The 25,998-nt window shown below is 62.8% G+C and carries 20 protein-coding genes and 1 tRNA gene; 7 read left to right on the forward strand and 14 right to left on the reverse strand.

Translation table 11 applies throughout. From position 1 onward, the window contains the following. Positions 1-82: 82 nt before the first annotated feature. From B0G81_RS30515 to B0G81_RS30545, 7 genes are all read right to left on the reverse strand, one after another. Positions 83-2,209 (reverse strand): AAA family ATPase, encoded by a 2,127-nt coding sequence (locus B0G81_RS30515; protein ID WP_166679084.1) that lies wholly within the window; start codon positions 2,207-2,209, stop codon positions 83-85. A gap of 67 nt (positions 2,210-2,276) precedes the next feature. Continuing rightward, entirely contained in the window at positions 2,277-2,684 is a 408-nt protein-coding gene (locus tag B0G81_RS30520) for a hypothetical protein (RefSeq protein WP_134140483.1), read from the reverse strand. After that, on the reverse strand, positions 2,685-3,035 hold the full coding sequence (locus tag B0G81_RS30525; protein WP_134140485.1) for a hypothetical protein: 351 nt from the start codon (positions 3,033-3,035) through the stop codon (positions 2,685-2,687). A 29-nt stretch (positions 3,036-3,064) separates the two neighbouring features. Further along, positions 3,065-3,253, reverse strand: a complete 189-nt coding sequence (locus B0G81_RS30530; protein WP_134140486.1) for a helix-turn-helix domain-containing protein — start codon at positions 3,251-3,253, stop codon at positions 3,065-3,067. Between the two features lie 79 nt (positions 3,254-3,332). Beyond that, on the reverse strand, positions 3,333-4,517 hold the full coding sequence (locus B0G81_RS30535; protein WP_134140489.1) for an integrase arm-type DNA-binding domain-containing protein: 1,185 nt from the start codon (positions 4,515-4,517) through the stop codon (positions 3,333-3,335). Between the two features lie 162 nt (positions 4,518-4,679). Continuing rightward, positions 4,680-4,754 (reverse strand) — tRNA-Arg (locus B0G81_RS30540). Between the two features lie 507 nt (positions 4,755-5,261). After that, on the reverse strand, positions 5,262-5,453 hold the full coding sequence (locus B0G81_RS30545; RefSeq protein WP_007175738.1) for a rubredoxin: 192 nt from the start codon (positions 5,451-5,453) through the stop codon (positions 5,262-5,264). Between the two features lie 344 nt (positions 5,454-5,797). Between B0G81_RS30545 and B0G81_RS30550 the strand changes: the two genes are divergently transcribed. From B0G81_RS30550 to B0G81_RS30570, 5 genes are all read left to right on the forward strand, one after another. Then, complete coding sequence (locus B0G81_RS30550; RefSeq protein ID WP_134140493.1) at positions 5,798-6,199, forward strand: DUF4399 domain-containing protein; 402 nt, start codon at positions 5,798-5,800, stop codon at positions 6,197-6,199. Positions 6,200-6,379: 180 nt separating this feature from the next. Continuing rightward, on the forward strand, positions 6,380-8,308 hold the full coding sequence (locus tag B0G81_RS30555; RefSeq protein ID WP_134140496.1) for an ATP-binding cassette domain-containing protein: 1,929 nt from the start codon (positions 6,380-6,382) through the stop codon (positions 8,306-8,308). A 353-nt stretch (positions 8,309-8,661) separates the two neighbouring features. Next, positions 8,662-10,647, forward strand: coding sequence for a DNA topoisomerase IV subunit B (locus tag B0G81_RS30560; RefSeq protein ID WP_134140500.1), 1,986 nt, complete (start codon positions 8,662-8,664; stop codon positions 10,645-10,647). Positions 10,648-10,727: 80 nt separating this feature from the next. Then, positions 10,728-13,052, forward strand: a complete 2,325-nt coding sequence (parC, locus tag B0G81_RS30565; protein WP_134140501.1) for a DNA topoisomerase IV subunit A — start codon at positions 10,728-10,730, stop codon at positions 13,050-13,052. Positions 13,053-13,314: 262 nt separating this feature from the next. Further along, positions 13,315-13,773, forward strand: a complete 459-nt coding sequence (locus tag B0G81_RS30570) for a CopD family protein (protein WP_012432243.1) — start codon at positions 13,315-13,317, stop codon at positions 13,771-13,773. Positions 13,774-13,778: 5 nt separating this feature from the next. On the opposite strand, the gene B0G81_RS30575 is transcribed toward B0G81_RS30570, so the two are convergent. The 6 genes from B0G81_RS30575 to B0G81_RS30600 form a co-directional block, all read right to left on the reverse strand. After that, on the reverse strand, positions 13,779-14,987 hold the full coding sequence (locus B0G81_RS30575; RefSeq protein WP_134140503.1) for a chromate transporter: 1,209 nt from the start codon (positions 14,985-14,987) through the stop codon (positions 13,779-13,781). A gap of 167 nt (positions 14,988-15,154) precedes the next feature. Next, the gene (locus tag B0G81_RS30580) at positions 15,155-17,509 is read right to left on the reverse strand and encodes an EAL domain-containing protein (protein WP_134140508.1); all 2,355 of its coding nucleotides are present in this window, start codon (positions 17,507-17,509) and stop codon (positions 15,155-15,157) included. A 493-nt stretch (positions 17,510-18,002) separates the two neighbouring features. Continuing rightward, the gene (locus B0G81_RS30585) at positions 18,003-18,893 is read right to left on the reverse strand and encodes a PhzF family phenazine biosynthesis protein (RefSeq protein ID WP_134140511.1); all 891 of its coding nucleotides are present in this window, start codon (positions 18,891-18,893) and stop codon (positions 18,003-18,005) included. Between the two features lie 172 nt (positions 18,894-19,065). Next, positions 19,066-19,530, reverse strand: coding sequence for a RidA family protein (locus B0G81_RS30590; protein WP_012432248.1), 465 nt, complete (start codon positions 19,528-19,530; stop codon positions 19,066-19,068). 98 nt (positions 19,531-19,628) lie between these two features. Next, positions 19,629-20,825 (reverse strand): PLP-dependent aminotransferase family protein, encoded by a 1,197-nt coding sequence (locus tag B0G81_RS30595; protein WP_134140515.1) that lies wholly within the window; start codon positions 20,823-20,825, stop codon positions 19,629-19,631. 72 nt (positions 20,826-20,897) lie between these two features. Further along, positions 20,898-21,599, reverse strand: a complete 702-nt coding sequence (locus tag B0G81_RS30600) for a VOC family protein (protein WP_134140517.1) — start codon at positions 21,597-21,599, stop codon at positions 20,898-20,900. Between the two features lie 265 nt (positions 21,600-21,864). On the opposite strand from B0G81_RS30600, the gene B0G81_RS30605 reads away from it, so the two are divergent. Both B0G81_RS30605 and htpG read left to right on the forward strand, forming a co-directional pair. After that, positions 21,865-23,322 carry a PLP-dependent aminotransferase family protein gene (locus B0G81_RS30605; protein ID WP_106280189.1) on the forward strand — a complete coding sequence of 486 codons (1,458 nt, stop codon included), beginning with the start codon at positions 21,865-21,867 and terminating at the stop codon, positions 23,320-23,322. A 194-nt stretch (positions 23,323-23,516) separates the two neighbouring features. Then, the gene (gene htpG / locus B0G81_RS30610) at positions 23,517-25,415 is read left to right on the forward strand and encodes a molecular chaperone HtpG (protein WP_134140521.1); all 1,899 of its coding nucleotides are present in this window, start codon (positions 23,517-23,519) and stop codon (positions 25,413-25,415) included. A gap of 163 nt (positions 25,416-25,578) precedes the next feature. Here the strand turns inward: htpG and B0G81_RS30615 are convergent, their stop codons facing one another. Continuing rightward, positions 25,579-25,860 (reverse strand): hypothetical protein, encoded by a 282-nt coding sequence (locus B0G81_RS30615; RefSeq protein ID WP_116119356.1) that lies wholly within the window; start codon positions 25,858-25,860, stop codon positions 25,579-25,581. Between the last annotated feature and the right edge of the window lie 138 nt (positions 25,861-25,998).

The raw sequence follows: 25,998 nt of genomic DNA on the forward strand, positions 1-25,998 counted from the left end.
TTTCACCCCCAAAATCCCGAATCCGCTTTCCCCAATTCCCCATGCCTATAGGCATTTGGGGAATTTGGGGAAGATCAGCGGCTTATTCCCCATTTCCCCAAACGTCCCCAGGGGAAGGTTGGGGAATCTGGTGACGCACTTTCCCGTCGAACACGTCGAAGATTTCGAGTTTGCTGTCACCGCTGACCCAACGCCGAATGTGATAGCGCGCGTTTTTCGACGCGTTCGGGTACAACTCAAGCACGCGGTCGATCACCTGCTCGACGTCGACCCAGCCGTCGGGAGAGAAGTCGGCAAGCTCGATAACGGCATCGAGTGCGCGCGCGGCGTCTTTGCTCTGTGGTTTGTTTACAACAACTGGCTTGTCGTCCGAAGGCACCGCGACAGCCGAGCAAACCGTATCGCCGTCCTCGTCGACCCCGACTTCAACAGACGTGAGCGTGAAGCCGAACTCAACGCCGTCGACGTCATCTTTCGATTTGGTGAGCTTCAGACAGCGCCACTGTGTTTCCAGATGGCGAGTCACGGCCAGCTCGAAATCAGCCGCGGCACGCAGCGTCGACGACCCCCGCACGCCCTGATCCTTATCCTTCCCCGCGTGCGCGATCACGATCACCATGCAGCCCGTGGCACGGCCGAGCATCTGGCAGTTCTCGATGACCTGACTCATGTCCTTGGCCGAGTTTTCCTCGACGCCGGGGATCGAGCGCGACAGCGTGTCGATGAAGATCACACCGGGCTCGCCGGCCGCCAGCTCGTTGATGTCTTCCGCAGCCCGCACCCAGCCGTTCTTTGCATGCATGTTGATCGGCCGCTCACGGGTGTAGAAGGGCGTCAGCGCGTCGACGCCGTGGTGCAGGGCGTAGGCCTTGGCGCGGCGCCGGACCCCGTGCGCGCCTTCTGCGGCGATGTAGAACACGTCCCGTTGCTTGACCTTCCGGCCGCGCCACGGGCGCCCCTGCGCAAGGTGGTAGCCGAGATCAATCGCGGCGAACGACTTGCCGGCGCCCGACGACCCGTAGATGATCCCGAATTCGGCGTCAGGAATAACGCCCTTGATCAGGTCGGACCGTATCGCCTCTTCGGCGCGTTTGAGCGCGAGCTGGAACGAGTTGACGCGCTGGCCCTCCGTGTCAGTTTCTGGCTGTGCGTCGAAGTCCGCTTCACGGTCATCAGAAACCCCCAACTTTTCGCGGAACGCCGCGTCGGTTCGATCGGCGCAGTGAGCGTGCAGGCACTTGAAGTGCCCATCGTGATAGCCACCAGTGTGCGCAGGATAGTAGACCGTCGCCGAGTCAGCGCTAGGCCCGCTGTGCTCGTCGTCAAACGGGCAAATGATATGCAAGCCTTCGCCGGTCGAGCCACTCTTAAGCATGCCCGCGTTGTTCAGCGCCTGCGCTGTCGGATCACTCGCCGCGGCATTCGACAGCATTTGTAAGCGCGACGGTTTTTCGATGACAGGCACGTCCGTAATGTCGAGCGCAACCGAGTCGCGCGCCTTGCGCTCGAAGCCGTGGCGCACCGGCACGGGATCGGCCACGCCATCTTCGAAGATGGGATCCGCCGTGTAGTGAACCTGGATCGTGTCGAACAGTGCCTTGTCGACGGTGTAGCGTGAAGCGTTTGCCCACGCGCGCAGGGATGCGGAAGTTACCGGATCTTCGAGCCAGAACCACACGTGCGCCTTGAGCACGCCCTGGTTCTTCGTGTGGCCGGCGCTGCTCGATAGCTGCCAGTAGTAGCTCGCGCTGGCGAAAGCGCCAGGCAGGCAGCACAGAATGTATTCTTCGATCGATTCGACGGGCTCAGTGACCGGATCGGCTTCGAAAGGCTGATAGCCGTCGATGTCGATCAGCACGGTATGAAGCGCTTGATCGGCAAAGCAGTTCTTACGCCGCAACACCTGGCCGCGTTTGAAGTCGCGTCCGTTGTGTTCCAGCTGCGCTGCGTCGCCCAGGTAGCGCCCGCGGATCAGGCATTCGCGTGATCGGGTGGCTTGTACCGTTAGCAGGGCGGCCAGCGCTTCGATCCCCGCGACGCTGACTTTCCGATACCCGAAGTATTTCGGGTCGTCGTAGGCCGTGACTTCGCCGCTCCTGGTCCATTTCTTCGTCAGCAGATTCGACGAGTGTGCAAGGATCGTCAGTTCGTCGGTCGTCACAGATGCATGCAAGTCCTTGAATTCAGGACTCCTTTCGAGTACAGTCATATCGATGCCTTTTATTCGGGGTGTCAGCCATAGCTTTACTTTCAGCCCGCCACCGCGCGGGCTGTTTTTATTTCCACTTCTGCGCGAGCTTCCGTGCAGCCCTGTACTCTTCGAGTGACTGCACAGTGCCATCGCTGAAATGGATCGCACCGTCGGGCATCGCGATCACCGTAAAGCTGTCGATCTCGCCGTCGATTCCGATGGGCATCGTCTGATAAACATAATCCTTATAGCCGTCGACGCGGATGCGTTCATGCATCTCGACGGCGAAGGCGATGATGGGCTCGACGCTTTCGACGCCATCGTTATCGAAATAAGCGATCGTGCCCGGCGCGGCCGGAACTTGCAGCGGTAGGCCCACGCGCGCGATATGGGTGTGCCGGGCGCTTCGTTGCTGGATGCTCTCGACGGCATTCAGGTCATCAATAGAATGCGTCAGTTTTTCGAGGCCGGTCGGATCGTTTTGATTTGTCATTTAGAACATGCTCGCAGTAGGACTGAGAAAGAGATCAAGGGATGCGACCAGCTTGATCAGAGGCGCGAAGTCGTCGATCAGCGGCGCAAGCAGCGGCGCAGCGTCTGACATTGCGAGCTGGCGTGACTGACGCGGTAAGACGTGATCGATTGCCCGGATCAGCCGACGGGTCTCATCCTGGGCTTTGCCCATGCGCTCGATTGCGCCAGCGTCGTTTAGGAGCACCATGCCGTCGATCGCCTTCTGCGCTAGACAGAGCAGGTAGCGGACTTCAGACAAAGCGTCTTCAGTGCTGCCGCAGCGATCAAGGATCTGTTGCTGCAGTGCTCGGTCTGCCTGCGCGAGACGCACGATAGCCGCCGCGATCGGGGCTTTGTACGTCATGCTGCCACCTTCGACTCACGTTCCGAGATGAATGCTTCGATATAGGAAGCGCGCCATCCGGTCGTGCGCGAAGTGATTTTGATAGGGGGCGCCAAAAGCCCCTTACGGACCCATTTGTAAAGACAGTCCTTCTTTACGCCGAGGCGTTCGGCGACTTCGCGCGGGCGCAAAATTGAATCGTTCATGGCAATCCTAGGGCGGCGGTTGGTATAAGCCAGAATCCTAGGTGACGATTGCCAAGGTATGCGTACACTAGGCGTAGCCTTACATCAGTAGCAGACCATCGAGATAGGTCGCCCAGGCCTGCATCATCTTGCGCCTTTCGGGCAGAAACTCAGCGTAGTTATATGCCGCACGCACGGTGTCGCGGTCTCCGTGCGCGAGCTGGCGCTCAATCCAGTCGCGGTTATAGCCTTGCTCATTGAGCAGCGTTGAAGCCATTGACCGAAAGCCGTGACCGGTCATCTCGTCGGTGGCGTAACCGAGCCGGCGCAAGGCAGCATTGATTGTGTTTTCGGACATTGGGCGCTTCCGGCCGCGCACGCCCGGAAAAACATATCCATCGTCGCCGGTAAGCGGTTTGAGCTTTCGCAGGATCGCAACAGCCTGCTTAGACAGAGGCACGATGTGCGGCGTCCGCATCTTCATCTTTGCGCCCGGTATCCGCCACTCTGCGCCGTCGAGATCGATTTCGGTCCACTCGGCTTTGCGCAGCTCACCGGGGCGCACGAACACCAGGGGCGCAAGCAGAAGGGCGCTCTTCGTTATGAATGAACCGTCGTAGCCTTCGATCGCTCGCATCAGCGCCCCAATTTTTTCCGGGTCGGTGATGGACGCGTGGTGCGTTGTGACAACCGGATGCAGGGCGCCTAGGACGTCGGCCGCGACGTCGCGCTCCGCTCGACCCGTTGCGATGGCGTATCGGAAGACATGCCCGCAGTCCTGGCGAGCGCGATGCGCTGTCTCGTATACGCCACGGGCTTCGATTTTTCGCAACGCCGCTAGCAATTCCTGCGCGGTGATCTGCGAAATTGGCCGGCCGCCGATGGCTGGGAAAATGTCGCCGCGCATGCGCCGCTCGATCTTGTCGGCATACCCGGCCGTCCACTTTGGTTTCTGGCGGTCAAACCATTCAATTGCGATCGCCTCGAAGCTGTTCACGCTCGCTACGCTCGCAGCGCGCTTGGCCGCTTTTTTCGCCTCGGACGGATCTGCGCCCTTCGCCAGCAGTCTGCGCGCATCGTCACGGGCTTCGCGCGCGCCGGCCAAGGAAACGTCGGGGAAGACGCCAAGCGCAAGCAGTTTTTCCTTGCCAGCGAATCGGTATTTGAAGCGCCAGTACCGGCCGCCCGCCGCGGTGATCTCAAGGTACATACCTTTCTCATCGGCGAGACGGTAGGTTTTTTCTTGCGGTTTGGCAGCACGGACAGCGGCGACGGTCAGGGGCATGGGGGTATCTCGTAGAAAGGGGTGTTTTGTACCCCCGGATATACCCCCGTTTGAGGGTATCTTTTAAGCTTCTTACGGATTCTAAAAGATACCACAGAAACGACGAAGCCCGCGCGGGGCGGGCTTCTCGGCTACTTCGTTATTCTGGCTAATTTCGCTTTTTGGTCCCCCTGACAGGAATCGAACCTGTATCTAGCGCTTAGGAGGCACTTGTTCTATCCATTGAACTACAGGGAGATGGATATCTGCAATGGGACGACTGAGCCCTTGCTCCTATTGGCTCAGGCCTTGTCCCGTGGGCGTTTCCGGCTTTTATGCTTCTTCCTAAATGAAGCGCCGCGACCGCCCGCGAAGCCAGTTTACAGCAGTCTCTGCTACCGTTTCGCTACTGCGTGACCCTGTAGCCACGAAACGAGGCTTGGCACTGCAACAGTTCGGAACGAGGTAAACACGGCTTCAGTCCTGCCAGTCGGCAGTTGCTGGCGTGCCGCAGTACGCCAGCGAGGGCAGAGTATAACAAAATGCGATTAAATCTAGAGACGCCGCAATAGCCCGGACGCGGCGAGCGAGGTCGAGACCGGTGCTCACGGAACAGGGCGGCCACTTCTTCAGATCTAGCCGCGACAAAGCCGCCCCACAAAGCAAACAGCCCAGCAGTCAACGCCTGCTGGGCCGCACGAACCTCCAACGCCTGCAACGAACCAAAACAGTAAAGCAGCGTGCCGGCAATCCGACAAATCCGGCTCAGAACTCCACGACGGCGAACTCCGCCTTGCCCACGTCGCACAGCGGGCATCGCCAGTCTTCGGGAATCGCGGCGAAGCGCGTGCCCGGTGCGATGCCTTCCTCGGGCAGGCCTTCTTCCTCGTTGTAAATCCAGCCGCAAATCAGACAGACCCAGCTCTTATATTCAGTCACTTCAATTACTTCGCTCACGACGCACTCTTCTCTAGTTCAATGCAAAACCCGCTCAGTCTGCCCCTTTTTTGGGCACGGCGGCGACCCGCAATATTACCGGAATTCGTCAATCCGGCAGAAAACTCCCGATGCGGCAACGCCACAGAGCGCTCGCGTCAAGGCCGTACACGCTTGACGAACCCGGTCATACACAGCGTGTATGCTCTGATCCGCAGCTGATCTTTTGGACCGGCGCGCCGGCGCGCCCGGCATGAACTGCGACGATCGGCCTCAGGCTGCTCAGGCCACTCAGGCCACTGAGGCGCCGTCGTCGCCGGCATGGCCCGCGCGTGACTCTCGTTTCCCAAAAAAGGAGAAAAACGATGTTCAAGAACAAATGGTTGGTCGGTGCGGCATTGGCCGGATTGCTCGCGGTATCCGCCGCGGCGCAGGCCGCCGGCGTGTCGTTCGTGCAGCCGGCGGACGGCGCGACCGTCAGCAATCCCGTCCACGTGGTGTTCGGCGTCGACGGCATGAAGGTCGCGCCGGCCGGCACGATGACGGAAGGCACGGGCCATCATCATCTGCTGGTGGACGGCAAGCCGCTGCCCAAGGGCGAGGTCATTCCCGCGAACGACAAGTCGCTGCACTTCGGCAAGGGCCAGACCGAAACCGATCTGACGCTGCCGCCGGGCGACCACACGCTGACGCTGCAGTTCGGCGACGGCGCGCATCGGTCGTACGGTCCGGAAATGAGCAAGACCATCACGGTGCATGTGAAGTAAGCCGCCGCACGAGACAGCCGGGCGCGTGCCGACGTGCTCCGGCTTCTGGACCCCGCGCAGCGGGCTTGTTCGCGGTCCGCAAGCCGGCCATTCGATCTATCTCTTCCGGCATACGGGCACCCGCCCGCGCGCCCGGTACAATGGGCAGTTCCGACCCATCGCTGTCTTCTCCAATTCTCCATGTCGCTTTACACCATTACCGGAGCCCAACTGGCGTTCGGTCACGTCGCGTTGCTCGATCACGCGGATTTCTCTCTCGAAGCGGGCGAACGCGTCGGCCTGATCGGCCGCAACGGCGCGGGCAAGTCGTCGCTGCTGAAGATCGTCGCCGACCTGAGCAAACCTGACGACGGCCTCGTCACGCGTCAGCAGGGCCTGACTTCGGTCTACGTGCCGCAGGAGCCGGAGTTCGACACGGACGACACGGTGTTCGACGCGGTCGCCGCCGGCCTCACGCACGCCCGCGCGCTGCTGGACGAATACGACGCGGTCGCCAACCAGCTTGCCGACGAGCCGGAAGGCGCGGAGCACGACGCGCTCATGTCGCGCATGAACACGCTGCAATCGTCGCTGGACCATTCGGACGCCTGGAACTGGAGCACGCGCGTGGCGACCACGCTGCAACAGATCGGCCTGAACGGCGAGGCACGGGTGGGCTCGCTGTCGGGCGGCATGCAAAAGCGCGTGGCGCTGGCGCGCGCGCTGGTCGTACAGCCCGACGTGCTGCTGCTCGACGAGCCCACCAATCACCTCGACTTCGACGGCATCCGCTGGCTCGAAGACCTGCTGGTCTCGCTGCGCGCGGGCCTGCTCTTCATTACCCACGATCGCGCGTTTCTCGATCGCGTCGCCACGCGCATCGTCGAACTGGATCGCGGGCGTCTGCTCTCGTATCCGGGCAATTTCTCGGCATATCAGACGCGCAAGGCGCAACAGCTCGAAATCGAGCAAGTGGAAGCCGCCAAGTTCGACAAGCTGCTCGCGCAGGAAGAAGTGTGGATCCGCAAGGGCGTCGAGGCGCGCCGCACGCGCAGCGTCGGCCGGATCGCGCGGCTCGTGGAGATGCGCAACGAGCGCGCGGAACGCCGCAACGTGCTGGGCAACGTCAAGCTCGACGTCGGCCAGGGCGAGAAGTCCGGCAAGATCGTCGCCGAATTGACCGATGTGACCAAGCGCTACGGTGCGCGCACGGTGGTCGACAGCTTTACGGCCACGGTCATGCGCGGCGACAAGATCGGCTTTGTCGGTCCGAACGGCGCGGGCAAGACCACGCTGCTCAAGATGATCCTCGGCGAATTGGCGCCGGACGAAGGCACGGTGCGCATCGGCACGAATCTGCAGGTGGCGTATTTCGACCAGATGCGCGCGCAGCTCGATCTGGAAAAGAGCCTCGCCGACACCATCAGCCCGGGTAGCGAATGGGTCGAAGTCAACGGCCAGAAGAAGCACGTCATGAGTTATCTCGGCGACTTCCTGTTCGCGCCCGAACGCGCGCGTTCGCCCGTCAAGTCGCTGTCGGGCGGCGAGCGTAACCGTCTGCTGCTCGCGCGTCTGTTCGCGCGTCCGGCCAACGTGCTGGTGCTGGACGAACCGACCAACGACCTCGACATTCCCACGCTCGAACTGCTCGAAGAGCTGCTGACGGAATACGACGGCACGGTGCTGCTGGTCAGCCACGACCGCGCGTTCCTCGACAACGTCGCGACCTCGGTGATTGCGTCGGAAGGCGGCGGAAAGTGGCGCGAGTACGTCGGCGGCTTCACCGACTGGCAGATCCAGCGCGACCGTTCGCAGCAAATGGCGCTTGACGCGCAGAAAGAAGCGGGCAAAGACACGGCCGCGGCCAAAGACAGTTCCGCGGTCCGCAATGCGCCGCAACGCGCCGTGAAGCTGTCGTTCAAGGAGCAGCGCGAACTGGATGCGCTGCCGGAAAAAATCGCCGCGCTCGAAGCCGAGCAGAAAACGATAGGCGCACAACTCGAAGACGGCTCCGTGTTCGCCAAAGACGCGCAGGAAGGCACGCGTTTGACAGAGCGCTATGCGGCGATCGACGAAGAACTGCTGGTCGCGCTCGAACGCTGGGACGAGCTGGAAAAGCGGCGCAAATGAGGTGCGGGGGGCGGCGCGGGATTGGACCGCGCCACCGCCGTCCCTTATCCAGACGGCCAATCCCGTGCATCGTGAATTGCCGCGCGGATCGAAATCAGTAAAATACCCCGCGAACAGGCTTCCCCGGCGTTCGCACCAGCGTCGACGTTGCCCGCCCTGCTAGATGCGGGACAGGCTTCGAGCCGCCGTCGAGCGCGCCAACGGGAGGCCATGCGACAAACAGTTGCCCGCACGGCGGGCACCCCACCTAACCCCGTTGTTTCGTTTCGCTTTTTTTGAAAACTCAACGCATTGTCCACAGCTTTCTGAACAGGACCTGTGGACAACGATGAACCGACGCATCCGAGTCAACCATGTCTACGAAAAAGCCAAACGCCGCGTATAGCGAAGCGTCGATCAAGGTGTTGAAGGGCCTGGAGCCGGTCAAGCAACGGCCCGGGATGTACACCCGCACCGAGAATCCGCTGCACATCATTCAGGAAGTCATCGACAACGCATCGGACGAGGCCCTCGGCGGACACGGCCGGCAAATCACCGTGACGCTGCACGCGGACCATTCGGTCTCCGTCGAAGACGACGGCCGCGGCATTCCATTCGGTCTGCATCCCGAAGAAGGCGTGCCGGTCGTGGAAATCGTGTTCACGCGCCTGCACGCGGGCGGCAAGTTCGATAAAGCCGCCGGCGGCGCGTACACGTTCTCGGGCGGCTTGCACGGTGTCGGCGTGTCCGTCACCAACGCGCTGTCCACCCGCCTCGACGTCACCGTGTGGCGCGACGGCAAGATCGCCGAATTGAGTTTCGCCAACGGCGACGTCGCCAAGGAACTCGAAGTACGGCCCGCCACGAAGGGCGACAAGAAATCCGGCACGCGCGTCACCGCGTGGGCCAATCCCAAGTACTTCGATTCGCCGAACCTGCCGCTCGGCGAACTGCAACGTCTGCTGCGCTCGAAGGCGGTGCTGCTGCCGGGCGTCGAAGTCACGCTGATCAACGAGAAAACCGGCGAACAGCAAACCTGGAAATACGAAGACGGTCTGCGCGGCTATCTGCTCGAAGGCATGAACGGCAGCGATCTGCTGATTCCGCTGTTCGAGGGCGAGCGTTATGCCGAAAACTCGCGCGCCAGCGAAGAGACGTTCGCCGAAGGCGAGGGCGCCGCATGGGTCGTCGCGTGGAGCGAGGAAGGCACGCTTATGCGCGAGTCGTACGTGAACCTGATTCCCACGCCCGCGGGCGGCACGCACGAATCCGGCTTGCGCGACGGTCTGTATCAGGCGGTGAAGAGCTTCGTCGAACTGCATAACCTGCAGCCGAAGGGCGTGAAGCTGCTCGCTGAAGACGTGTTCGCGCGCGTGTCGTTCGTGCTGTCGGCGAAAGTACTCGATCCGCAATTCCAAGGGCAGATCAAGGAACGCCTGAACAGCCGCGACGCGGTCAAGCTGGTGTCGTCGTTCGCGCGGCCGGCGCTGGAATTGTGGCTGAATCAGCACGTCGAGCTCGGCAGGAAACTCGCCGACCTCGTCATCAAGCAGGCGCAGGCGCGCACGCGTGCCGGGCAGAAGGTCGAGAAGCGCAAGAGCTCGGGCGTCGCGGTGTTGCCGGGCAAGCTGACCGATTGCGAATCGACGGAAATCGGCCGCAACGAACTGTTCCTCGTCGAGGGCGACTCCGCGGGCGGCTCCGCGAAGATGGGCCGCGACAAGGAATATCAGGCCATTCTGCCGCTGCGCGGCAAGGTGCTGAACACGTGGGAAACCGAACGCGACCGGCTGTTCGCCAACAACGAGGTGCACGACATCTCGGTGGCGATCGGCGTCGATCCGCACAGCCCGGACGACAAGGTCGATCTGTCGAACCTGCGCTACGGCAAGATCTGCATTCTGTCGGACGCTGATGTCGACGGCTCGCACATTCAAGTTCTGCTGCTCACGCTGTTCTTCAAGCATTTCCCGCAACTGATCGAACGCGGACATGTGTGTGTGGCGCGCCCGCCGCTGTTCCGGGTCGACGCGCCCGCGCGCGGCAAGAAGCCGGCGCAGAAGCTGTATGCGCTCGACGAAGGTGAACTCGAAGCGATTCTCGACAAGCTGCGCAAGGACGGCGTGCGCGACACGCAGTGGTCGATCAGCCGTTTCAAGGGCCTCGGCGAAATGAGCGCGGAACAGTTGTGGGACACCACGATGAACCCCGACACGCGGCGCTTGAGCCCGGTGGCGCTCGGCGCACTCGACTACGACGCCACGGTCGCGCGCATGACGATGCTGATGGGCAAGGGCGAAGCGGCATCGCGCCGCAGCTGGCTGGAAGAAAAGGGCAACGAAGTGGAAGCGGATATCTGAGCGAGCGCTTTAGCGGGCAATTTTACCCGCGCCCTGACTTCGCCTGACAACTTCACGCCAAACACGGATACGGAATCTAGATGGACGACGATAACACTCTCGACCTTTTCACCGAGCCGCCGCCTCCCGAAGGCGACTTTCTCACGCTTGGCAATTACGCGGAGCGCGCGTACCTCGACTATGCGGTGAGCGTGGTCAAGGGCCGCGCGCTGCCGGATGTGTGCGACGGCCAGAAGCCGGTGCAGCGCCGCATCCTGTTCGCGATGAACGATATGGGGCTGTCCGACAACGCGAAGCCGGTCAAGTCGGCGCGCGTGGTCGGCGACGTGCTCGGTAAGTATCACCCGCACGGCGACCAGTCCGCGTACGACGCGCTGGTGCGTCTCGCGCAAGACTTCTCGATGCGCTATCCGCTGATCGACGGCCAAGGCAATTTCGGTTCGCGCGACGGCGACGGCGCGGCGGCGATGCGCTACACGGAAGCGCGCCTCACGCCGATCGCGAAACTGCTGCTCGATGAAATCAACCAGGGCACGGTCGATTTCATGCCTAATTACGACGGCTCCTCCGAGGAGCCGCGGCTGTTGCCCGCGCGCTTGCCGTTCGTCTTGCTGAACGGCGCATCCGGTATCGCGGTCGGATTGGCCACGGAAATTCCGTCGCACAATCTGCGCGAAGTCGCGGCAGCGACGGTTGCAATGATCCGTAATCCGAAGATCGAACACGCGGAATTGATGCAGCACATCGCCGGGCCGGATTTCCCGGGCGGCGCGCAAATCATTTCGAGCGACGCCGAGATTTCCGCCGCGTACGAAAGCGGCCGCGGCAGCCTGAAGGTACGCGCACGCTGGAAGATCGAGGAACTCGCGCGCGGCCAGTGGCAACTGGTGATCACCGAACTGCCGCCGAACACGGCTGCGCAGAAAGTGCTCGAAGAAATCGAAGAGCAGACCAACCCGAAGATCAAGCTCGGCAAGAAAGCGCTCACGCCCGAACAACTGCAAACCAAGCAGACCATGCTGGCGCTGCTCGATGCCGTGCGCGACGAATCGGGCCGCGACGCGCCGGTGCGTCTCGTGTTCGAGCCGAAGTCGAGCCGTATCGATCAAACCGATTTCGTCAACACGCTCCTTGCGCATACGAGCCTCGAATCGAATGCGTCGCTCAATATGGTCATGGTCGGCGGCGACGGCCGACCGCGTCAGAAGGGCTTGAGCGAAATCCTGCACGAGTGGATCGCGTTCCGCTTCGCCACGGTGACGCGCCGCACGCGGCATCGTTTGAGCAAGGTCGACGACCGGATTCACATCCTCGAAGGCCGGATGATCGTCTTTTTGAATATCGACGAAGTCATCCGCATCATTCGCGAATCCGATGAACCGAAGGTCGCCTTGATGGCCGCGTTCGGCTTGTCCGATCGTCAAGCCGAGGACATTCTTGAAATCCGGCTGCGTCAGTTGGCGCGGCTTGAGAAGATCAAGATCGAGAAGGAACTCGCCGAACTGAAGGACGAGAAGGCCAAGCTGGAAGAACTGCTCGGCAGCGAATCGGCGATGAAGCGTCTGCTCATCAAGGAAATCGAAGGCGACGCCAAGCAGTACGGCGACGAGCGCCGCACGCTGATCCAGCAGGAAAAGCGCGCGACGTTCGAAGCGCGCGTGGTCGACGAGCCGGTGACGGTCGTGGTGTCGCAGAAGGGTTGGGTGCGCGCGTTGAAGGGTCACGGACTCGACGTCGCGGGCTTCACGTTCAAGGCCGGCGACGGGCTCTATGCGGCGTTCCAGTGCCGCACGCCGGACACGCTGGTCGCGTGGGGCAGCAACGGCCGCGTCTATTCGGTCGCGGTGGCGACGCTGCCGGGCGGCCGCGGCGACGGTGTGCCGGTCACGTCGCTGATCGAGCTGGAGTCGGGCAGCCATCTGATGCATTACTACGCGGCGTCCGCGGAGCAAGCGTTGCTGCTGGCGTCGAGCAACGGCTTCGGCTTCGTCGCGAAGGTTGGCGACATGGTGAGCCGCGTGAAGGCCGGCAAGTCGTTCATGACGATCGACGCCGGCGCCGTGCCGCTCGCGCCAATGCCGATGCTGCCGGACGCGACGCACATTGCGTGTCTTTCGTCGGGCGGACGTTTGCTGGTGTTCGGCCTCGACGAGATGAAGACGCTCTCGGGCGGCGGCCGCGGCGTCACGCTGATGGCGCTCGACGACAAGGAAACGCTCGTACAGGCGCTCTCTATCAACCACGCGGGCGTTGTGTTGATCGGCACGCGACGCGGCGGCCGTGTCGATGAAGAGAAGGTGAGTGGCGCCGCGCTCGCGCCGCATATCGGCAAACGGGCGCGCAAGGGCCGCGCGCCTGAGAGCAAGATGAAGCTCGAAGGTATGCGTCCGGTGCTGGCCGCTTAACGAAGATTGACGTTGGAACATGGCAAGCGTCTGCTAGCATGCGAGACGCTTGTCGTGCGTAGTTCGTGCGTAGTGAGAGTACAAAACCGGGGAGCAGCATGGCCATCAAGGTGGACATGCTGCGATAACAACTACAAAAACGGCGCGAAAGCCACGAGCGTCATGGAACTGCGTGCGTAGTGCGCGGTCGAATGCGCTCAATAGCCGCTTGCTAATAGCACTCGTTATAAGCGGCGTGGCGTCGTCGGGAGAGGAAAACAACATGAACAAGGCTATCGAACTCGCGCTCTTTCTCCATTTGCTCGCGGTTGCCGTGTGGGTAGGTGGGATGGTGTTCGCGCATTTCTGTCTGCGCCCGGCCATTGCCGATCTCTCGCCGCAATTACGCTTGCCGTTGTGGGAATCGGTGTTCGGCCGCTTCTTCAATTGGGTCGCGGCCTCGGTGCTGGTGATTCTCCTCACCGGCGGCTTCCTGCTCATGCAATTCGGCGGCGGCCATGCCACCTGGCCGCTGCATGCCATGGCCGGCCTCGGCATCGTAATGATGCTGATCTTCGGGCATATCCGCTTTGCCGTGTTCCCGCGCATCCGCCGCGCGGTGCAGGCGCAAAAATGGCCGGATGGCGCACGCGCCGTCGGCACGATCCGCCGTCTGGTGCTGATCAATATCGTGCTCGGCGTGGTGACGATCGGCGTTGCGGTGCTGTCGCGCGGTTTTTAAGGCGTCTAGATCAGCGAGCCATACGCGAGCCACAGCCCGCACACCACCGCTACCGTCCCGTACACCAGGTACACCGGCACCTTCAGCTTGGCGAAGCACATGGCGGAGAACAGTGCGGTCAATAGATAGATCGGTTTGAACGGCACATGCGCGGCAATGCGTAGCACGGCCACCGCGAGAAATGCGGTGGTGACCGCGCGCAGAATCCGCATGCCGTGCTCGAAGCGCGGATTGGCCTTCAACTGATGCAGATGCCGCTGCGCCAGCACGACGAGGCACCCCGACGGTACGAACAGCGCGAGCGTGGCAATCAGCGCGCCCACCCAGCCATCCACCAGATAGCCGAAGAACGGCACCACGTTCAACAGCGGTCCGGGCGAGAGCGGTGACAGCGAAAACGCCAGCGTGAAGTCGTTATCGGAGACGCCGATCGCCGGCGTGACGAACAGCGTCTTGAGCACCGGCAGCGCCGAGAAGCCGCCGCCGAACAACGTCATGCCGGCGCCCGCCAGCCGCGGCCACAGTAGCGCCAGCTCATAGCGATGCGGCAACGGCATCGCGAACAACGCGAGGAAGACGGACAGAGCGCTCAGCATCTGCCAGTCGCCGCGCGCGAACGACACGACGACGCGCGCATTGCGCACCGGGCTCACGAACCACCCGGTGCCGAAGGCCGCCCCGAGCATGACGACATAAGCGGCCGGACTGCGCGCATAGAACAGCGCGATGCATCCCAGCACCGCCGCGCCCCATTCGAGCTTGCCGCGCACGAGCGCACGCGTCTGTTTGTACCAGGTGATCGCAATCAGCGTGGCCAGCACGACGCTGAAGTGAGCGAGCAAGGTTTGCGAGGCGGCGGCGCGCACGAACGGCGTGCGGTAGAAGATCGCGAATAGCGTCATCAGCATGAAGAAGGGCAGGACGCTGGCAATGCCCGCAACCCAGGCGCCGGCGCGTCCGCGCAGCGCATGCCCGAGTTGCACGGCGACGTTGCAGCCTACCGGGCCGGGCACCATCCAGGCGAGCGCGATCAGATCGGAGAAGGCGATGCGTGAGAGGCGTCCTTCACGCTCGACATAATGGTTTTCAAGTTGCGCCATGAGCGCGAGGCCGCCCCATGACAACGCGGACAGGCCGAACACGACCCGGAACAACGTCCACAGCGGTTCCCGTTCGCCTCGTCTGGCGGCATCGTGGCTCGTGATCGTCTGCATGGCGCCAAGAGCGCCCGGTACGCGGGCGCTAGTCCTTTGAGATCATCGTTTAGTGGTCCGACGCGGCCGGCGGGCGGCATCGCGCTGTGATGCAGTACAGCGAGAATGTAGCCGGTTTTGCGGCGCTGCGGGTGACGACCCGCGACGACCCGTAACGGGCGCCGCGCTCAGGTGTTGGTGCTGGATACGCTGCTGGTGCTGTCGGCTTCGTGCGCGATGCGGCGGCCCGTCATGCCGCACACGCCGAAGCGGTCCAGCAGCGCCGCAATCGCGTCCACCGGCACGGGGCGCGAGAATAGGAAGCCCTGTGCCTCGATATGACCGAGCGCGGCGAGCCACGCAATCTGCTCTTCGGTCTCCGTGCCTTCGACCACCACGGTGAGGCCGAGCGAACGCGCCAGATTGACGATCGCGGTGACCATCACGCAGACGCTGCGGTCGCCCGGAATTGCCTGGATGAACGAACGGTCCACCTTCAGCGTGTCCACCGAGAAGCGGTTCAGATAGGACAGCGACGAATAGCCGGTGCCGAAATCGTCGAGCGCGATGCGCACGCCGAGGCGCTTCAACGCGAAGATTTTCTCGGAGACCAGTTCGGGATACTCCATCATCGCCGTTTCGGTGATTTCGAGTTCGAGGCGGCGTGCGGAGATGCCGCTCTCCTCGATGGCGTGCGAGATCGTTTCGTACAGGTCGCCGCGCCAGAATTGCACCGCCGAAATGTTCACCGCGAGCGACAGCGTGTCGTAGCCCTGTTGCTGCCACAGCGCGAGTTGCCGGCAGGCGGTCTCGATCACGAAGTCGCCGATCGGCACGATCAGGCCGGTCGATTCCGCAACCGGAATGAACTCGTTGGCCGGAATCAAACCGTGTTGCGGATGATTCCAGCGCACCAATGCCTCGAAGCCGGTAATGCAGCGGCGCGTCAGATCGATCTTCGGCTGATAGGCGAGGAACAGTTGCCCTTCGGCGAGCGCCACGCGCAACTGCTGTTCCCACTTCATCAAGTGATCCGCGCGGTGTGACAGTTGTGGCGAATAAAACTGATAGCAGTTCTTGCCCGCGTCTTTCGCGCTGTACATGGCGAGGTCGGCTTTCTTCAGCAGGTCGATCTCGCTTTCGTTGGCGACCGAGTAGAGCGCGATGCCGATGCTCGCATGCAGCACGAACGAACTGCCGCGCACGTCGAACGGCTTGGCGAACGCTTCGGCCGCGGCTTCGGCAAGCGCGACGGCGCGCTTCTCGACGTCGTCGCCCTTGATCACGACGACGAACTCGTCGCCGCCGATGCGGCTCAGCGCACCGCCTTCGCCGACCGCGGCGGCGAGCCGCGAGGCCGTCATTTGCAGCACGATGTCGCCGGCATTGTGGCCGAGCGTGTCGTTGACGGTCTTGAAGTTGTCGAGGTCGATAAAGAGAATCGCGAGGCGGCCGAGGTTGGTCTGCTGCGCCACGTCGTGACGCAGTGTCTGCAACGTCGCGTAGCGATTACGCAAGCCGGTGAGCAGATCGTATTCGACCAGATGCGTCATCTCGCGCTCGCGGCCGAGCAGCTTGCCGATCAGGCCGGTGGCCACGGCGAAGAAACTCAGCATGGCGAACGAGATGAAACCCGCCATCATCAGATAGACGTTGCGCGTGTGGTTGTAGTCGGCGAATTCCTCGGCTTGCGAGAGACCCACCAGCACGCCGAGCGGATAACCGTCGATATGCCGGTACGACACGATGCGCGTGACGTTGTCGATCGAATCGACGTAGGTGCCCGACACATGTTCCGAGTTCGGATACGAGCCGCTCGCCGAGAACACGCCGTTGGCGGTTTCGGTGCTGCCGGTGCGCCGCGCGAGCACGGTGCCGTTGTCCGAGATCACCGCGATCACGCCTTCGCGGCCGATCGCCGCGTTGTTGTAGAAGTCGGTGGTGAAGTAGCTGGGATCTTCCGAGACCACCACCACGCCCGCGAACGAGCCGTCCGGATGATTCAGACGCCGCGTCATCTGCAGGGTCCAGTGGCCGGACACACGGCCGAGCACGGGCTTGCTGATAAACAACTGGTCGTCGTTCTCGTGTTCGTGGACCTTGAAGTGTTCGCGGTCGGACAGGTCGATGCGCTTGGGGTTGAGTTCCGCCGTGTTGGCGATCAGCGTGCCGTGTTCGTCGATCAAGGACACCTGCACCAGCGTCTCGCTTTGCACGACGCCTTTTTCCACCGTGCTCGCCAGATCGAAATGATTCGGCGTTTTCTCGAACTCGAATTTGACGAAGCGGGTGATCTGATCGACCTGGTGAATCGCCTTGACCGTGTGCTGCTCCAGCGCCGCGGAGAGTATTGCAGCAGAGGCCATGGCCTCGCGATACGTGGCTTCTTTCTCGACCGACAGGCGCGCGAAGATCACGGTCCAAAGCAGGATCAGGACCAATACGCCGAGCGCGGGAATGGCGAGCAACGCACGCCGGCGCGACACTGCGGGGTCGCGGCGGCCTTTGGCATCGCGCTGGTCGGAGAAGCGGGATTGGCTCATCGGGCGGCCCGTGCCTGGGTGCCGGCCGGTTGCAAACGAGCGAACGTCGACTGCGCTGAATTCATGGGTGGCTGCATGGTGACCAAGGTGCCGGAACTGCTGCGCAGAAGAAATAAGCGTGGCGCCGTGCCTGACCATCCGCAGGTCATCGGGTACGTCTTGATATTACTTAATGCCACTGGATTAAGGAAGAGGCCGGGCATCGGGTATACGAGGGCGCGGCCAGATGCCCGTTGCGACGAATTTGGCATCCTGTGCAATCGCTCTCGAGGCCGCCGCATCGCGGTCATATTCGGATATTTCATCGGGATTCGGCGGCGAGGCGCGCCAGCATTCAGGTGTGCCAGGCCTTTAACAGGCCTCTCCCGATGCGAGGCGCATTTAATAGTGCAAACGATGCGGCGTTTTGTGGTCAAGCGCGGCCAGGCAGGGCGAACCCTATGCCGCTTCCTGTTGCGTGCCCGGCGCACAAGCAAGGCAAGGGGCGTGCCGGTCAGGGCAGGCGAAACGTGCCGTCGACAATCGTCACCGACGAGCCGCCAATCCATGTCTTGCCGCGCGCGTCGTCGTAGTGCACCGAGACCTGGCCGGCCCGGCCCAGGGCGGTGCCTTGACGGGCTGAATAGTGCGTGCCCGGGCGCAACCGCTGGGCGCTCAGCAGGCCTGCAAGCGCGGCATTGGCGCTGCCTGTCACCGGATCTTCGCCGACGCCGAAACCGCCTCCGGCCATCAGGCAGCGCACCTCGAAGGTCGCCGGCCCGTTAGCCTCGTGCGGACCGTACACAGCGAGGCCGTGCGTACCCACCGAATGCGCAATGTCGGCGAGCGCGCCGGCATCGGGTGCTAACGCGAGGCATTCACGCGCCGAACTGACGCGCACCACGAGCCACGGCGCACCATTGTCGACCGCGCAGGGCGGCGCGCTGAAATCGATTGCATTGCTACGTAAAGCCGTAGACAGTGCCGCGTAGCGATCCTCGGCAAGCGGCGTGACGCGCGCGGGCGGCGCGGCGAAGGCCCACGCGCCGTCCGAGCCCGGCAGCGCCTCGAGTTCGACGAGTCCCACGCCGCATTGCTGCACGAGCTTGCCGGCCTGCTTCGGCTGATAACCGCTTTCGAGCAACGCGTGCGCGGTGCCGAGCGTCGGATGACCCGCGAACGGCATTTCGCCGAGCTTACTGAAGATGCGCACACGATAGTCGGCGGCCGGGTCGGTCGGCTTTACCAGGAACGTCGTTTCGGACAGATTGGTCCAGTGAGCGATGGCCTGCATCTGAGTCGTATCGAGTGCGTCGGCGTCGAACACGACGGCAAGCGGATTGCCTTTGAACGGCACCGACGTGAACACGTCGACTTGTTTGAAACGGACAGTGTGGGCGGGCATCGGGCGCAGTCCAGCGAATCAAACGAATGGATAGGATTGGCGGATTCTATCCGTTGACGACGTAACGATCCACCTCTCACAAATGCAAAACGCGCCGCGGGTGGCTGACACCTCGCGACGCGTTGCTGTCTCGCTGCGCCGGACGGCCGGCGGCTCCGACTGCGTTACCGCATTACTCGACTTCGGCGATCATCTCGATCTCGACGCACGCGCCGAGCGGAATCTGCGCGACGCCGAATGCCGAGCGCGCATGCTTGCCGCGTTCGCCGAACACGTCCGCGACCAATTCGGACGCGCCGTTGGTGACCAGATGCTGTTCGGTGAATTCGAGCGTCGAGTTGACGAGACTCATCAGCTTGACGATGCGCGTGACGCGGTTCAGATCGCCGACATGCGCGTGCAGCGTGGCGAGCAGGTCGATGGCGATCGAGCGAGCGGCGGCTTTGCCTTCTTCGGTGGTGAGCGTGGCGCCGAGCTTGCCGGTCCACACCTTGCCGTCCTTCTTGGCGATATGTCCGGAGAGATACACCGTGTTGCCGCTTTGCGCGCTCATCACATACGCGGCAGCCGGCGCGCCGGCGGTCGGCAGTTCGATGCCCAGTTCCTTGAGCTTGTCGTACACATTCGTTTGAGCCATGGTGTGTCCTTGGTCAGTAGTGGAATTCCGTGGATGCGGGCCGGGCGAAAATCATGCAAACGACGCGCATGAAAAACGCCCTCAGCGCGCGGCGGCGTTCAGAGCTTCGCGCGGATCAGCGCGCCGAGACGCGACACGCCTTCGTCGATTTTTGCCGGCGGCACCGTCACGAACGACAGGCGCAGCGTGTTGTGTTGCGGTTCGTTCGCGAAGAACGGACCGCCCGGCACGAACGCGACGTTCTGCGCGACCGCTTCTTCCAGCAGCTTCATGCTGTCGATCTGCGCGGGCAGATTCACCCACACGAACATGCCGCCTTCCGGGCGATTCCAGCTCACGCCTTCCGGCATGTAACGTTCGAGCGAAGCCAGCATCGCGGCGCATTGATCACGATACAGTTCGCGGATGGTCGGCACGTGCGTGTCGAGGAAGCCGTCCTTGATCACTTCGTACACGATGCGCTGCGTGAAGCTCGGCGTGTGCAGATCGGTCGCTTGCTTGGCCTGCACGAGTTTGAAGATCAACTCTTCGGGCGCGATGATGTAGCCGACCCGCAGGCCCGGCGCCAGCACCTTCGAGAACGAACCGAGATGGACGACGTGGCCCGGCGCCATCGACAGCATGGTGGGCAGCGGTTCGCCGGCGTAGTCGAGCGCGCCGTACGGGTCGTCTTCGATCACCGGGAACGGCGCGGTCTTCGCGAACTCGGCGAGCGCGCGGCGGCGTTCGACCGGCAGACGGCGGCCCGTGGGATTCTGGAAATTGGGTTGCGCGTACAGCAGGCGCGCGCCGGCGGTTAGCTCGGGCGTGAGGCCTTCGGGAACGAGGCCATGTTCGTCGGTCGGCACTTGCACGTAACGCGGCTCGTACATCGAGAACGATTGCAGCGCGCCGAGGTAGGTCGGCGTTTCGACCAGCACCGGGCTGCCCGGGCACACCAGCACCTTGCCGAGCAGATCGAGCGCCTGCTGCGAGCCGGTCGTGATCAGCACCTGAGTCGGACGGGCCTGCGCGCCGTTCACCGAATAGCGCTTCGCGATCCATTCGCGCAGCGGCAGGAAACCTTCGGTCGCGCTGTATTGCAGCGCCGCGGCGGGTTCGTCGCGCAGAATGCGGTCGGACGCGGCGCGCATGCGTTCGGCCGGAAAGGTAGCCGGCGAGGGCAGGCCGCCCGCGAACGAAATGACTTCGGGCCGCTCCGTGACCTTGAGAATCTCGCGAATCGCCGAGCTCGTGAGCTTGCGTGCGCGTTCGGACAACTGCCACGTGGGGGCTTTCAAGTCGCTTTGGTCCATGGTCTCCTCTGCTGGTACTGGAACCGGTCAAAACTTCGATTATCGCGCGAGTCGGCGACCCGCGCGCGCTGCTTATTTAAGGGTCCGTAGACCGTCGGGCGTTTCAAATTCGGCGATGAGCGCCGGCGCGCCTTCCGTGGGCTGCAACGCGATCAGATGCGTCGCGCCGAGCCAGCGCAGTTGCGCCGCCACCGTGTCGGCTTGCGGATGCAGGCCTTTCAAGGCTTTCAGCGAAATCCCGGTTTCCGGCAAGGACGTCGACGGATGCTTCGTCGTGTCCCACTGAATCAGCGAGGGCAGCACGCCGTCGCCGATGCCTTGCCAAGTGGGAAACGCGCCGTCGTCCGGCACCGTGAGGCCCCACGTGAAATCGCCGCGCGTCAGCGGCACGACGGGGGGAATGCGCTGCGGATACTGCGCTTGCCACGTCGGCAGGTGTTTCGGCCGCTCGACCCGGGCAACCCAATGCGATAGATACGGCCCGTTTTCGAGCCGCGCGTGTGTTGCCGGGTCGTCGAGCGCGAACAGACGGGGGCGCGGCGCACTGCCGTCGGCCGGCGCATTGTCCAAGGCTGCAGCTTGCGGATCGATCGCGATCACTTCCAGATACACGCCGCCCCACAGGTTCAGCAGGCGGTTATGCGTGCGCATCAGCGGATGCGCGCCGCCGCCGGACGGGGCGACGCCGAGCGTATCGGCGACGTACTGCGTGCCTTCGTCGAGGGTGCGGGCGGAAATGACGAGGTGATCGAGGCGGAGCGGATGAGCAGTCATGACGGAGCGGGGAAACGGTTTTCTGCGGTAAACCGGGGCGGGCCGGGTGTCGCGGCAACGCTGCCGGGGCCGTTAGCATAACCGTTTGCCGGATCGGCGGGCCATGCGGATGGTGTTTGGCAGGGTTTTGCCGGAGAGCGTAGGCGGCGTCGTAAAACCCGCTGTGCCGCCATCCCATCCTTCACTTGTCTCAAATGTAGCGACGCCGACCGGCACAGTAACGGTACAATCAATTCGATACTGTTCGGTACAGTTGGAGCCCGTCATGTCCGTCCCGCTTGCCCAGATTCCCACCCCGCACGACACTGCGTCGCTCACGCTGGTCGAGCAACTCGTCCAGTGGGCGCGCCGCCGCATCGAGGAGCGCGTGTTCCGCCCCGGCATGCGCATGCCGTCGATCCGCAAGCTGGCGCTCGACAAGGGCGTGTCGCGCTTCACCGTGGTCGAGGCGTACGAACGGCTCGTGGCGCAGGGTTTTCTGGAGTCGCGGCGCGGCTCCGGGTTTTACGTGCGCGAGCGGCTGGGCGGCGCGGCCAGCGCTACCGCCGAGATTCATCCGCACGCCGCGGCGCCGGCGCCGGCCACGATCGACGTGGTCTGGCTGCTGCGCAACATGCTGCACACCGGCGCGCGGCCCGAGCGCAGTCCTGGGCTGGGTTATCTGCCGGCGCGCTGGCTCGACGGCGACCTGATCACCAACGCGCTGCGCACGCTCGGCCGGCAGAGCGGCGCGCAGATGCTCGGCATCGGCACGCCGCAGGGTTTTCTGCCGCTGCGCCAGCAGTTGCAGACGCGGCTCGAGGAACTGGAGATCGGCGCGTCGCCGGATCAGATCGTGATGGTGTCCGGCATCACGCAGGCCATCGACCTGATCTCGCGCATTTACGTCAGGCCGGGCGATGCGGTGATCGTCGGCGATCCGGCGTGGTTTCAGATGTTCGGGCGTTTCGCGTCGCAGGGCGCGCGATTGGTGGGCATGCCATACACGCCGGACGGCCCGGATCTCGACGCGCTCGAGTCGCTGGTGCAAACCTGGCGGCCGAAAATGCTGGTGATCAATTCGGTGTTGCAGAACCCGACCGGCACGTCGCTCACGGCGGCCCAGGCGTTCCGCATTCTGCGCCTTGCCGAAGCGTACGATTTCATCGTTGTCGAGGATGATATTTACGGCGATCTGTGTCCACCGAGCTATCCGGGCACGCGCCTCGCGAGTCTTGACCAGTTGAAACGCGTGATCTATCTCGGCAGCTTCTCGAAGACGCTCGCGCCGAATCTGCGTGTCGGTTTCATTGCCTGCGCGCCAGAAGTGGCGACCGCGGTCAGCGACCAGAAAATGCTGGTCGGCATGACGAGCCCGGAACTGAACGAGCGTGTGCTGTACAAGATTTTGACCGAAGGCCACTACCGGCGGCATGTCGAACGGCTGCGCGTGCGGCTGGACGGCGTGCGCGAAAAGTCCGTGCGGATGCTGGAGAAGACCGGCCTGAAGCTGTTCCTCACGCCCATGGCCGGGATGTTTTTGTGGGCCGACACGGGCGTCGACGCCGACGCGCTGGCGGCCGCGGGTCACGAAGCCGGCTTTCTGCTGACGCCCGGCAGCCTGTTTTCCCCGCAACAGTCGTCGACCACCTGGATGCGCTTCAATATTTCCAACTGCGGCGATCCGGAACTGGCCACATTTTTGTGCCGCTATCTCGACAGCGTGGCGCGCCGCGCCTCTTGAAACCGCGCCGGCTTGCCCCCAATTAGGCGGACAATCCGGCGGGCCGCGCATCCAGCGGCCGATGCATCGGCCTAGTGCCGGCCCACCGGCCTGCAGACGGCAGGCCGACGGCAGGCCGAGGCCGCCGGCGAACCGCAACGCACGGCGCCGCGCCCGACTTGAACCCCCATTCGCAACAGAGAGGAAGTCCGACCATGGCACAAGAAACCATGAGCTTTCAGGCAGAAGTGAAACAGCTTCTGCACCTGATGATCCATTCGCTGTACAGCAACAAGGAAATTTTCCTGCGCGAGCTGATTTCGAACGCCTCCGACGCGGCCGACAAGCTGCGCTTCGAAGCAATCGAAAACAGTGCGCTGTACGAAAACGATCCGAATCTGCGGATTCGCGTGTCGTACGACAAGGCCGCGCGCACCATCACGCTCGACGACAACGGCATCGGCATGAGCCGCGACGAAGCGATCGCCAACCTCGGCACGATCGCCCGCTCGGGCACCAAGGAATTCTTCGGCAAGCTCTCCGGCGACCAGCAGAAAGATGCGGCGCTGATCGGCCAGTTCGGCGTGGGCTTCTATTCGGGCTTCATCGTCGCGGACAAGATCACGGTCGAAACGCGCCGCGCCGGTTTGCCGGCCTCGGAAGGCGTGCGCTGGGAAAGCGCGGGCGAAGGCGATTTCGCAGTCGAGCAGATCGAGCGTGCCGCGCGCGGCACGACCATCACGCTGCATCTGCGTGCGGATGAAGACGACCTGCTGTCGTCGCATCGTCTGAAATCGATCATCCAGAAGTACTCCGACCACGTTGCGCTGCCGATCCTGATGCAGAAGGAAGAGTGGGACGCGGAAAAGAGCGAGATGGTCACGAAGGACGAGGACGAGACCGTCAATCAGGCCAGCGCGCTGTGGACGCGCTCGAAGAACGAGATCACCGACGAGCAGTACAAGCAGTTCTATCAGCACCTCTCGCACGACCATCAGGATCCGCTCACGTGGACGCATAACCGCGTGGAAGGCCGCAGCGAGTACACGCAATTGCTGTACGTGCCGACCCACGCGCCGTTCGACATGTTCAATCGCGATTATCGCGGCGGCCTGAAGCTGTATGTGAAGCGTGTGTTCATCATGGACGACGCCGAGCAACTGCTGCCCGCGTATCTGCGCTTCGTAAAGGGCGTGGTCGATTCGGCGGATCTGCCGCTGAACGTGTCGCGCGAAATCCTGCAGGAAAGCCGCGACGTGAAGGCGATCCGCGAAGGCGTAACCAAGCGTTCGCTGTCCATGCTCGAAGAGCTGGCCAATTCGGATAACGAGGCCGACAAGGAAAAGTACGCCGGCTTCTGGAAGGAATTCGGCCAGGTGCTGAAGGAAGGCATCGGCGAAGACTTTGCCAACCGCGAGCGGATCGCGAAACTCGTGCGTTTTGCGTCGACGCATACGGAGACGCCGGAGCAGACCGTGTCGCTGGCCGACTACGTGGCGCGCATGAAGCCCGAGCAGACCAAGATTTACTATGTGACCGCCGACACCTGGCAGGCCGCGACCCACAGCCCGCACCTCGAAGTGTTCCGCAAGAAGGGCGTGGAAGTGCTGCTGCTGACCGATCGTGTGGATGAGTGGATTCTCTCGTTCCTGAACGAATTCGAAGGCAAGCCGCTGCAAAGCGTGGCGCGCGGCGATCTCGATCTGGGCGCGTTGAACGACGAAGAAAAACAGGCACAGGAAAAGGTCGGCGAAGAGTTCAAGCCGCTCGTCGAGAAGATGAAGGAAGCGCTGAAGGACAAGGCCAAGGACGTGCGTCTCACGTTCCGCCTCACCGATTCGCCGTCCTGCCTCGTTGCCGACGACGGTGAAATGAGCGGCTATCTGCAGCGCATGCTCAAGGCCGCGGGTCAGACGGCGCCGTCGTTCCATCCGATTCTCGAAGTGAATCCGGAGCACGCGCTGGTGAAGGGCCTGCACGCGGACAGCGCGAATTTCGACGACTGGTGCCATCTGCTGTTCGATCAGGCATTGCTCGCCGAAGGTGGCGCGCTGGACGATCCGGCGAGCTTCGTGAAGCGCACCAATGCGCTGCTGCTGGCGCGCGCGAATTGAGCGTGGGTCGAGTTTGATGCCGCGGCGTCGCACTGACGCTCGAGGTTGAAAAATGCGCTGCTTCGGCAGCGCATTTTTTTTGCCACGGCGTGTCATGGGGCGTCACTCGGCGTGACTTGGCGAAGTGCGCTTTGCTCCGCCTCGTCCGCTTCAGGGCGACCGGTCAACGCGCCGGCGCCGGCCCCTCGAGATGACGTACTTGCGAGAGCACGCTACCGGCCAATTCCTTGGCCTCGTGACAGGAAGTGTGATCTGCCAATACTTTCGCAGCGAGACTGCCGATAGCCCTGCTGGTCTGTTTCGACGTGTGATGTTGCGCCAGCGCTGAGCCCGCCAGTTCTTTCTCCAGTTGCGCGACGCCCGCGCGCCGTAAAACGACCGCAGCGAGATGAGCAATGCTGTCGGATGTTTCCTTCGATTTTCCAGTATTCAAAGCTTGCTCCATGTTGTAGTTGATCTATCGGATCGACTAACGGCGGCTACTCATAGTCGATTTGAATTAATTATGGTTAACTAACTAAACACAATCAACGGAATTAAATCGAGATTGGTTTATGAGATGTAAAAGCGCGGTTTTGTCTTA

It is taken from the genome of Paraburkholderia sp. BL6665CI2N2 (assembly GCF_004366535.1).
Taxonomy (GTDB): Bacteria; Pseudomonadota; Gammaproteobacteria; order Burkholderiales; family Burkholderiaceae; genus Paraburkholderia.